Origin of the sequence: Bradyrhizobium sp. WSM2793 (assembly GCF_000379585.1) — a bacterium.
Classification (GTDB): Bacteria; Pseudomonadota; Alphaproteobacteria; order Rhizobiales; family Xanthobacteraceae; genus Bradyrhizobium.
Map to the genome: position 1 here is coordinate 20634 of NZ_KB902797.1, position 10717 is coordinate 31350.

The 10717-nt window shown below is 65.0% G+C and carries 9 protein-coding genes; 5 read left to right on the plus strand and 4 right to left on the minus strand.

All coding sequences use genetic code 11. The annotated features are described in order from the left end of the window. Positions 1-55: 55 nt before the first annotated feature. The 4 genes from A3AS_RS0127735 (at position 56) to A3AS_RS0127750 (ending at position 2960) form a co-directional block, all read left to right on the plus strand. Positions 56-475: an HIT domain-containing protein gene (locus A3AS_RS0127735; protein WP_026202423.1), complete on the plus strand. Its 420-nt coding sequence runs from the start codon at positions 56-58 to the stop codon at positions 473-475. A 10-nt stretch (positions 476-485) separates the two neighbouring features. Continuing rightward, entirely contained in the window at positions 486-1424 is a 939-nt protein-coding gene (gene nudC / locus A3AS_RS0127740) for an NAD(+) diphosphatase (protein ID WP_018320797.1), read from the plus strand. A 5-nt stretch (positions 1425-1429) separates the two neighbouring features. After that, positions 1430-2353: a sugar kinase gene (locus A3AS_RS0127745; protein WP_018320798.1), complete on the plus strand. Its 924-nt coding sequence runs from the start codon at positions 1430-1432 to the stop codon at positions 2351-2353. 97 nt (positions 2354-2450) lie between these two features. Next, positions 2451-2960, plus strand: coding sequence for an Lrp/AsnC family transcriptional regulator (locus A3AS_RS0127750; protein ID WP_018320799.1), 510 nt, complete (start codon positions 2451-2453; stop codon positions 2958-2960). Positions 2961-3122: 162 nt separating this feature from the next. On the opposite strand, the gene A3AS_RS0127755 is transcribed toward A3AS_RS0127750, so the two are convergent. The 4 genes from A3AS_RS0127755 to A3AS_RS0127770 all read right to left on the minus strand — a co-directional run bounded on the left by A3AS_RS0127755 (position 3123) and on the right by A3AS_RS0127770 (position 9366). Continuing rightward, positions 3123-4622, minus strand: a complete 1500-nt coding sequence (locus tag A3AS_RS0127755) for a phosphomannomutase/phosphoglucomutase (protein ID WP_018320800.1) — start codon at positions 4620-4622, stop codon at positions 3123-3125. A 190-nt stretch (positions 4623-4812) separates the two neighbouring features. Further along, positions 4813-5325 carry a TIGR02281 family clan AA aspartic protease gene (locus tag A3AS_RS0127760; RefSeq protein ID WP_026202424.1) on the minus strand — a complete coding sequence of 171 codons (513 nt, stop codon included), beginning with the start codon at positions 5323-5325 and terminating at the stop codon, positions 4813-4815. A 119-nt stretch (positions 5326-5444) separates the two neighbouring features. Beyond that, positions 5445-7919, minus strand: coding sequence for an ATP-dependent helicase HrpB (gene hrpB, locus A3AS_RS0127765; protein ID WP_018320802.1), 2475 nt, complete (start codon positions 7917-7919; stop codon positions 5445-5447). Between the two features lie 130 nt (positions 7920-8049). Then, positions 8050-9366 carry a UDP-glucose/GDP-mannose dehydrogenase family protein gene (locus A3AS_RS0127770; protein ID WP_018320803.1) on the minus strand — a complete coding sequence of 439 codons (1317 nt, stop codon included), beginning with the start codon at positions 9364-9366 and terminating at the stop codon, positions 8050-8052. Positions 9367-9560: 194 nt separating this feature from the next. Here A3AS_RS0127770 and A3AS_RS0127775 point away from each other — a divergent pair, with 194 nt between their 5' ends. Further along, positions 9561-10628: an acyltransferase family protein gene (locus tag A3AS_RS0127775; RefSeq protein ID WP_018320804.1), complete on the plus strand. Its 1068-nt coding sequence runs from the start codon at positions 9561-9563 to the stop codon at positions 10626-10628. Positions 10629-10717 lie beyond the last annotated feature (89 nt).

Here is a 10717-nt window from a genome sequence, read left to right on the forward strand (position 1 = left end):
TATCGTATGGTCGGGCCAAACACGCCCGAGCCGATCGGGCCATCCGGAAACCTTCATGCCCGAACCCGCCTGGACGCTGCACTCCCGCCTGAAAGAGGACACCATCGACATCGGCGATCTGCCGCTGTCGAAGGTGCTGGTCATCAAGGACGCGCATTATCCCTGGCTGCTGCTGGTGCCGCGGCGCACTGATGCGGTCGAGATCATCGATCTCGACGAGGTGCAGCAGGCGCAGCTGATGACGGAGATCTCCCGCGTCTCGCGCGCGCTGAAGGAGATCACCAGATGCGACAAGCTCAATGTCGCGGCGCTCGGCAACCTCGTGCCGCAGCTTCATGTTCACATCATCGCGCGGCGCACCAGCGATGCGGCCTGGCCGCGGCCGGTCTGGGGCGTGATGCCGCCATTGGCGCATGACGCCGCAGAGGTTCAGAATTTCATCAGCGCGCTTCGCCGCAAGATCTGGTTGGGTTGAAAGAACGATAATGTCAGCATTCAACGCATTTCCGCTGGGACAGCCGGCCTTCGTCACCAACATCCTCGATCGCGCCGCGCATCTGCGCCGCGACGACCAAAAGCTGTTCGCGATGGAGCAGAAGCCCTCCTCGCGCGCCTATGTCGTTTACCGCGACTCGCTCCTGATCAAGCGCGAGGGCGACAAGATTCGCGCGCTGCTCTCGATCGACGAGGCGCTGAAGTGCGGCGCCAATCCCGGCACGATCTTCCTGGGGCTGCGGGACGGCGCCGCGATGTTCGGCATGGGCCTGTCGCAGGCCGCGGCCGAGAAGCTGGTCGGACGCGAGGACTACACCGTGACCGAGCTGCGCGGCATGGCGATGCAGGGCGCGATTCCCCCCGACGAGCTGTCGGCGATCGCGATGGCGAAGTCGATGGTCGGTTGGCACCAGCGCCACGGCTATTGCGCCAATTGCGGCTCTCGCAGCGCGATGAAGGAAGGCGGCTGGAAGCGCGAATGCCCGGCTTGCAAGGCCGAGCATTTTCCCCGGACTGACCCTGTCGTGATCATGCACGTCGCCTCCGGCGACAAGTGCCTGCTTGGCCGCCAGAAGCAGTTTCCGGCAGGGATGTATTCCTGCCTCGCCGGCTTTGTCGAGGCCGCCGAGACCATCGAGGACGCGGTGCGCCGCGAGATCCTGGAAGAATCCGGAATCCGCTGCACCGACGTGCAATATTACATGACGCAGCCCTGGCCCTATCCGTCGTCGCTGATGATCGGCTGCAGCGCGCGGGCTGTGAGCGAGGACATCGTCGTCGATCACTCAGAGCTGGAGGATGCGCGCTGGTTCACGCGCGAGGAGGCAGCCCTGATGCTGACGCGAACGCATCCGGACGGACTCGCCGGCCCGCATCCCTTCGCCATCGCCCATCATTTGCTCGGCCGCTGGGTCCACGACAAGAGCTGACCGCCGTGGCCGCATCCGGGATCGCACCGCGAATCCTCTGTATCGGCATACCCGTGCGCGACCTCACCTTTCGGGTCGAGGCCGTGCCGGCGCGCGGCAGCAAGGCCAACGCCAGCCATCTCGCCGAGATCTGCGGCGGCAACGCGCTCAATGCCGCCATCGCGATTGCGCGACTTGGTGGCCGCGTCTTTTTCGCAGGTCCCATGGGCGATGCGCGGGAAACGTCGAGCGGCTTCATCCTCGACCAAATGGCGCAGGAGGGCATCGACACCACGCACATCGTGCGCATGCCTGATGTGACCACGCCGGTGTCCGCGATCATGATCGAGCCCTCGGGCGAACGGACGCTCACGATCTATCGCGATCCCGGCCTGTGGAGCGTGAAGCTGCCTGATGCCGACGAATTGCTGGCCGATTGCCGCGCCGTCCTCGTCGAAAGCCGCTGTGCCTCATTCTGCATTGATCTCTGCGCCGAGGCCCGGCGACGCGGCATTCCCGTCATCGTCGGCGTCGATCGCGCGATGTCGTTGCAGGACGGCCTGCTGACCGCCGGCTCGCATCTGCTGTTCGCCAGCGAGCAGGTGCAGGAGACCGCCGGCATCGCCGACGACGCCGAAGCGTTGCAACGCCTGGCCAGGCTGACGCCCGCCTTCCTTGCCGCAACCCGCGGCCCGCTTGGTACCATCTGGCTGAACGAGACAGGCGAGCTGGAGGAGACCGCGGCCTTCCCGGTCCAGGCGGTCGATACGCTCGGCGCCGGCGACGTCTTTCATGGCGCCTTCGCACTCGGCCTCGCTGAGGGCGGCGACGTGCGGCAGGCGCTGCGATTCGCCGCGGCCGCGGCAGCACTGAAATGCACCCGCCACGGCGGTGGCATGGCTGCACCCCAACGCATTGAAGTTGAAGAGTTTTTGCGAGGAAGGCCGTAGAGCAATTCCATTGATGAGCCGAGATTATGGGCTTGCTGGGGAAAGATTTTCTCTATATCAGGGAAATCAGCCCCTTAAATGGAACAAAGTTCTTCAAATGACCGACGTCGCCGTCCAGATCCCCGAGACCAGCCGCCGCCTCGATGCCATCGACCGTAAGATCCTGATGGTTCTGCAGGAGGATGCCTCCCTGTCCGTCGCCGAGATCGGCGACCGCGTCGGACTGTCCTCGACCCCCTGCTGGAAGCGCATCCAGCGCCTGGAGGCTGACGGCGTGATCCTGAAACGGGTGGCCCTGGTCGACCAGAACAAGATCGGGCTCGGCATCTCCGTGTTCGTGTCGGTGGAAAGCTCCGATCATTCCGACGCCTGGCTGAAGAAATTCGCCGAAGCCGTCAGCGCCATGCCCGAGGTGATGGAGTTCTATCGCATGGCTGGCGACGTCGACTACATGCTGCGCGTCGTGGTCGCGGACATGCAGGCCTATGACGTGTTCTACAAGAAGCTGATCAGCGCCGTGCCGCTGAAGAACGTCACCTCGCGTTTCGCAATGGAGAAGATCAAGTCGGTCACCGCGCTGCCGATCCCGGCGGTGGTGGCGGCGTAGGTCGCGCTGCACGGACGCTGTCATCGCCCGGCGAAGACCGGGCGATCCAGTATTCCAGAGACAGCGATTGGATACGGAGAAGCTGCGGCGTACTGGATTCCCCGCTTTCGCGGGGAATGACAGCGGAGAGACAGGCACGGATCGTGCCTCACTCGAGCAACCTCAAATCTTCTGATTGTACTCGCCGACCTCGGGATGCGTGCGCAGCACGCAGTTCACCATCTCGAACATGTCGTGCATGCGCTGCTCGGAGACCGGGCTCTCGACCACGACGACGAGCTCGGGCTTGTTGGAGGAGGCGCGCACCAGGCCCCAGCTGCCGTCCTCGACCGTGACGCGCACGCCATTGACGGTGACGAGATCACGGATTGCCTGCCCGCCGATCTTGGCGCCCTTGGCCTGCAAGCCCTCAAAATGCTTCACCACCTGGTCGATGACGCCGTATTTGGTCTCGTCGGCGCAATGTGGCGACATGGTCGGCGACGACCATGTCTTAGGCAGCGCGTTCTTCAGGTCCGCCATCGACTTGCCCGGCGCGCGGTCGAGCATGTCGCAGATCGCGATCGCCGACACCAGGCCGTCGTCATAGCCGCGTCCATACGGCTTGTTGAAGAAGAAATGGCCGGACTTCTCGAAGCCCGCCAGCGCGCCGGTCTCGTTGGTGCGGCGCTTCATGTAGGAATGGCCGGTCTTCCAATAGGCGACCTTCGCGCCCTGCTTCTGCAGCACCGGATCGGTGACGAACAGGCCGGTCGATTTCACGTCGACGATGAACTGCGCGTCCTTCTGAATCGCCGACATGTCGCGCGCCAGCATCACGCCGACCTTGTCGGCAAAGATCTCCTCGCCGGTATTGTCGACGACGCCGCAGCGGTCGCCGTCGCCGTCGAAGCCGAGGCCGACATCGGCCTTGTGATGCAGCACCGCATCGCGGATCGCGTGCAACATCTCCATGTCTTCGGGGTTCGGATTGTATTTCGGGAAGGTGTGGTCGAGCTCGGTGTCGAGCGGAATCACCTCGCAACCGATCGCCTCCAGCACCTGCGGCGCGAAGGCGCCGGCGGTGCCGTTGCCGCAGGCCGCAACGACCTTGAGCTTGCGCTTCAGCTTCGGACGAGAGGTGAGATCGGCGATGTAGCGCGCCGGATAGTTCTCGTGGAATTGGTAGGAGCCGCCGGCCTTGTTCTTGAATTCGGCGCCCAGCACGATCTCCTTCAGCCGCGTCATCTCGTCGGGACCGAAGGTCAGCGGACGGTTGGCGCCCATCTTCACGCCGGTCCAGCCATTGTCGTTGTGCGAGGCGGTCACCATCGCGACAGCGGGCACGTCGAGATCGAACTGCGCGAAATAGGCCATCGGCGTCACAGCGAGGCCGATGTCGTGCACCTTGCAGCCCGCCGCCATCAGGCCGGAGATCAGCGCGTATTTGATCGAGGCCGAATAGCCACGGAAGTCGTGGCCAGTGACGATCTCCTGCTTGACGCCGAGCTCGGCGATCAGCGCGCCCAGCCCCATGCCGAGCGCCTGCACACCCATCAGGTTGATTTCCTTCTGGAACAACCAGCGCGCGTCGTATTCGCGAAAGCCCGTGGGCTTCACCATCGGCTCGGATTCGAAGGCGTAGGTGTTGGGCAGCAATACGGATTTCGGCTTGGGGAACATTGAGACGGTCTCGTGAAAAAGGGCAGGAATTGATGCAGCCTTAGCGAATGCCAGGCCGCAGCGGAAGGCGGGAATGAAGGCTTATGGCCGATAATTGCGGCAGTTTGGTAACGAAGAAACGTTACCGCGAGGGCGGTCGAGGCAAATAGCTATCTTGAAATGGACGGCGCTTGATCGCGAAAGGCTCCGCCTATTGCTCCAGCACCATCTGGCCGTTGGAATATTCGAAGCGCTTCAGGCGGGAGAGGAAGGAGAGGCCGAGCAGGTTTTCCGACAGCGCCTCGTCGGGCAGCACCATGGCATCGACGTCGCGCACGACCAGACCGCCGACCTCGAGCATCGCAATGCGGGTGCGCGCGGCCTTGATGGTGCCGTTGGCGGTGGAGACGGTGGCGTTGTAATCGCCGCGCGAGGGACGCAGGCCGAAGCGGGCGGCCGAGGTCTCATTCAGCGCAACCACGGAGGCGCCGGTGTCGAGCATGAAGCCGATGCGCTGGCCGTCGATCCGGCCCTCGGTCTGGAAATGACCGCGGCCATCGCGGGAAATGGCAAGGCTGCGGCCCCCGGCGGGTGCAGTCGTCGCGACGGCGACCGTGGTGCGCGGCACCGAAGTTGCGGAGGCGGAGCTCATCTTGTCCGCCATCTGCGCCATGAAGGTGCCGAGGCCGATCATGACGGCTGCGATGATCATAATGTTACGCATCACACCACTTCCGAGCCGGAAAGCCCGATTTCAACACGCGACACGCCAGGCCGCGAGCATTGCTGCGGCCAGAGCGATGCTATTTTGACGAAAAGGATGAGCGGACGGTTAACGCGCCCTCACGTCCCGCGCGGCTTGGCGCGTCGGGTCGGCACTGCGCTGGCCGGATCGTCCGGCCAGGGATGACGGGGATAGCGGCCGCGCAGGTCGGAACGGACCGCGGCGTAGCTGCCGCGCCAGAAACCGGGAAGGTCGCGCGTCACCTGCACCGGGCGCTGCGCCGGCGACAGCAATTCCAGCACCAGCGGCACCTTGCCGGCCGCGATGGAGGGATGGCTGTTGAGGCCGAACAATTCCTGCAGCCGCACCGCGATGGTCGGCCCCTGCTCGGCCTCGTAGTCGATCGCGAGCACGCTTCCTGTCGGCGCCTCGAAATGCGTCGGCGCCTCGCGCTCGAGCCGCGCGCGCATCTCCCACGGCAGCAGCGCCATCAGCGCGTCGGAGAGATCGCCGGGCGAGATGTCCTTGAGCGCGATCTTGTCGTAGAGCGCCGGCACCAGCCAGTCGTCGCGGCGCGCGATCAATCCCTCGTTGGACAGGTCTGGCCAGCTGTCGCCCTCGGCCTTGCGCAGGAACATCACCCGGTCGCGCCATTGCTTTGCAGCCTTCGACCAAGGCAACCGATCAAGGCCGGCGGCGATCAATCCATCCGCGAAAATACGCGCGGTGTCCTCGGAGGGCGACACGGCCAGTGTCGCCTCGGACAGCGTGATCGCGTGCAGCACGCGCTTGCGCCGCGCGCGCAGCGCCATCGCCCCGCGATCGAACGAGATCTCGTCGGCGCTCTCGATATGCTCGGCGAAATGCCGCTCGATCTCGCTCTCAGTGATCTGCGCAGCGAGCAGGATGCGCCCGCTCGCCGCCGTTCCCGTCATCTCGCCGATCGCGATGTAGGGCGCGCGGGCGAGCGATGAGGTTTGCTCGACGGCGGCGCCGCGGCCGTTGGCCAGCACGAAACTGCCATTGCCGCGATTGCGCGCGACGCGGTCCGGGAACGCATAGGCGAGCATCAAACCCGTCGAAAGATCATCCTGCGGTCCCGCCTTCTCCGAAGCCGCCACTTGCGAGGCCCAGCGCCGTGCCAGATCGCGGGCGCTGCCGGCGCGCGGCGAGCGGTCGCGGCGGAATTGATCGCGCCGGTGCTCGAGATCGACGCTGTCACCGCCAAGCCCGCGCTCGGTGATGATGGCCGCGATCTCGGCGGCGGCCTCGCCCTCGCCTGCGCGATGCGAATCCACGATCATGCGCGCCAGCCGCGGCGGCAGCGCCAGCGCACGCAGGCTTTTTCCCTCTGCGGTGATGCGGCCATCGCCATCGAGCGCGTTGAGCTCGGAGAGGAGGCTTTTTGCCTCTTTCCACGCGGGCGCCGGCGGCGGATCGAGGAACGACAGCGCGGCGGGATCGCTGACGCCCCATTGCGCGAGATCGAGCACCAGCGAGGAGAGATCCGCGCTGAGAATTTCCGGTTGCGTGTACGGCACGAGTGAAGCCGTCTGCGGCTCGTCCCAGAGCCGGTAGCAGATACCTGGCTCGGTACGGCCGGCGCGACCGCGGCGCTGATCCACTGCCGCGCGCGCGGCGCGCACGGTCTCGAGCCGCGTCAACCCGATGTCCGGCTCGTAGCGCGGCACGCGGGCAAGACCGGAATCGACCACGATGCGCACGCCTTCGATCGTCAGCGAGGTCTCCGCGATCGACGTCGCCAGCACCACCTTGCGCGTGCCCTTGGGCGCCGGCGCAATGGCTCGGTCCTGCACGGCGGCATCGAGCGCGCCGAACAGCGGCACGATTTCGATGCTGGCGTCCTGCACGCGTTCGCTGAGAAAGTTCTGGGTGCGACGGATTTCGGCGGCGCCCGGCAGGAATGCCAGCACGGAGCCGCTGTCGGCACGCAGCGCGGATGCAATCGCATCCGCCATCTGCCGCTCGATCGGCACATCCGCCTTGCGGCCGAGATAGCGCGTCTCGACGGGGAAGGCGCGGCCCTCGCTCGCGACGACGGGCGCATCGCCAAGCAGCTTTGCAACGCGCGCGCCATCGAGCGTGGCCGACATTACGAGGATGCGCAAATCTTCGCGCAGCCCGGTTTGGGCGTCACGGGCGAGCGCCAGGCCCATGTCGGCATCGAGCGAGCGCTCGTGGAATTCATCGAACAGGACGGCGGCAACGCCTGACAACTCGGGATCGTCGAGGATCTGGCGGGTGAAGATGCCCTCGGTCACCACCTCGATGCGCGTGGTGCGCGAGATCTTCGAGCCGAACCGGACGCGATAGCCGACGGTCTCGCCGGCGCGTTCGCCCAGCGATTTGGCCATGCGGTCGGCGCTGGCCCGCGCCGCGATGCGCCGCGGCTCCAGCACAATGATCTTCTTGTCCTTCGCCCAGGGCGCATCGAGCAGCGCCAGCGGCACGCGCGTGGTCTTGCCGGCGCCGGGCGGCGCCACCAGCACGGCGGCATTGTTGGCCTCCAGCGTGCGCGACAAATCGTCGAGCACGGCATCGATCGGGAGGGGCGTGTCGAAACTGCGGGGCAAGATCTCGCATCCGTCATCACCCGCCTTGCGCGCCGGGCGGGTGATCCAGTCAACTCAGATCCCGATCATCACGAAGATCGGGATTACTGGATACCCCGCCTTCGCGGGGTATGACAATCGTGTGTGGCGATCAGCCCTGCACAGGCGGCCGGCCGATGCTGTCATAGGTGAAGCCGGCGGCTTCCATGTCCTCGGGGCGGTAGATGTTGCGCAGGTCGACGACCACGGGCTGCGCCATGACGCTCTTCAGCCGGTCGAGATCGAGCGCACGGAACTGCACCCATTCGGTGACGATGACGAGCGCGTCAGCGCCTTGCGCGCAGGAATAGGCGTCCTCGCAATAGGTGATGTCGGGCAGCTCGCCCTTGGCCTGCTCCATGCCGACGGGATCGAACGCCTTGACCTTCGCGCCCATGTCGATCAGGCCCGTCACCAGCGGGATCGACGGCGCATCGCGCATGTCGTCGGTGTCTGGCTTGAAGGTGAGGCCGAGCACCGCAATGGTCTTGCCGCGCAACGAGCCGCCGAGCGCCTGACTCACCTTGCGCGCCATCGCGCGCTTGCGGTTCTCGTTGACCGCCAGCACGGATTCGACGATGCGCAAGGAGACATCGTAGTCCTGCGCGATCTTGATCAGGGCCTTGGTGTCCTTCGGGAAGCACGAGCCGCCAAACCCGGGACCGGCATGCAGGAATTTGGTGCCGATGCGGTTGTCGAGGCCAATGCCGCGCGCCACCTCCTGGACGTTGGCGCCCGCTTTTTCGGAGAGATCGGCGATCTCGTTGATGAAGGTGATCTTGGTCGCGAGGAACGCATTCGCGGCGTATTTGATCATTTCGGCGGTGCGACGCTCCGTGAACATCAGCGGCGCCTGGTTCAACGACAGCGGACGGTAGATGTCGCCCATCACCTTGCGGCCGCGCTCGTCGGAGGTGCCGACCACGACGCGATCGGGAAACTTGAAGTCACGGATCGCCGCGCCCTCGCGCAGGAACTCGGGGTTCGAGGCGACCACGACGTCGGCGTTGGGATTGGCCTCGCGGATGATGCGCTCGACCTCGTCGCCGGTGCCGACCGGCACGGTCGACTTCGTCACCACGACGGTGAAACCGGTGAGCGACCGCGCGATCTCTTTCGCTGCGGCGTAGACATAGGAGAGGTCGGCGTGGCCGTCGCCGCGCCGCGACGGCGTGCCGACGGCAATGAACACGGCATCGGCATCGGCGACCGGCTTGGACAAATCGGTGGTGAAGTCGAGCCGCTTGGCCTTGACGTTGGTCGCAACCAGCTCGTCGAGCCCGGGCTCGTAGATCGGGATCTCGCCGCGATGGAGCGCCGCGATCTTCTTCTCGTCCTTGTCGACGCAGGTGACGTCGTGACCGAAATCAGCAAAGCAGGCTCCGGACACCAGTCCCACGTAACCCGTGCCGATCATCGCGATGCGCATGAAAATCCCTGTTTTAGATTGGTTAACGAAACCCCGACACGGGGCGGTTTAGCATTTTCCCGAGGGGAGGGAACAGTCCGCAGGCAAAAAAGCGGCATGGGAATTGAACCGGTAAAGAAGTCGGAAACCGTGCAGGCCCCACACTGCCCCGCCCCCGAACAGGACGGGCGGAACGCGCCTCGAAAAGAGACACCATGGCACCATCTGGCACAATCGCAGGGAGCGGAGGCAGCCAAGCCCCTTCTGCCGCGCGTGTCGACTGGATCGACTACGCTAAAGGCATTTGCATCATCATGGTCGTGATGATGCATTCGGTGCTGGGGGTCGAGCTCGCCGCCGGCGAGACCGGTTTCATGCATGTCGCCGTGGCCTTCGCAAAGCCGTTCCGGATGCCGGATTTCTTCCTGATCTCGGGCCTGTTCCTGCCGCTGGTGATCGATCGGGACTGGCGAACCTATCTCGACCGCAAGGTGGTGCATTTCGCCTATTTCTATGTCGTCTGGGTGACGATCCAATTCGGCTTCAAGGCGCCGGCTTTCGCGGCGGAGTCGAGCTGGCACCACGTTGGCCTCCTGTATCTTGAATCCTTCATCGAGCCGTTCGGCACGCTGTGGTTCATCTATCTGCTGCCGGTCTTCTTCGTCGTCACAAAACTGACACGCAAATTCCCGCCGCTCGCGATCTGGCTGGTCGCCGCCGCCCTGGAGACGGCCCGCATCTCGACCGGCTGGACCGCCATCGACGAGTTCTGCTCACGCTTCGTCTATTTCTATTCGGGCTATCTGTTCGCACCTTACGTGTTCGCGCTGTCGGATCGCGCGCGGAAACATCCCGCCCTTGCGCTCGCAGCGCTCGCGACCTGGGTGCTGGTCAATGCCAGCCTGGTCGGGTCGGGGGCCAGCGAATGGAAGATCGTCTCGCTCGTGCTCGGCTTTGCCGGTGCCTGCGCCATCATCACGATGGGCACGCTGCTCGCGCGCGCGCAGTGGCTAAATTTTTTCCGCTTCTGCGGCGAGCATTCGATCGTGATCTATCTCGCCTTCTTCCTGCCGATGGCGGCGACGCGGACGCTGCTGCTGCGCACCGGCATCATTCCCGATATCGGCACGGTGTCGCTAATCGTCACCATTGTCGGCGTGGTCGGAGCGCTCGCGATCTGGCGGGGCGCCTTGCTGTTCAATGCGCACTTCCTGTTCGAACGGCCGGACGCGCTCTGGATCGCGCCAAAGAAGGCCGGGCCGGTGTTGCAGGCGGCGAAGTAGTCACGCTCTCGCTGTCGTCGCCCGGCTTGACCGGGCGACCCAGTATTCCAGAAGCAGTCGTTGTCGACCGATAGGCCGCGGCGTACTGG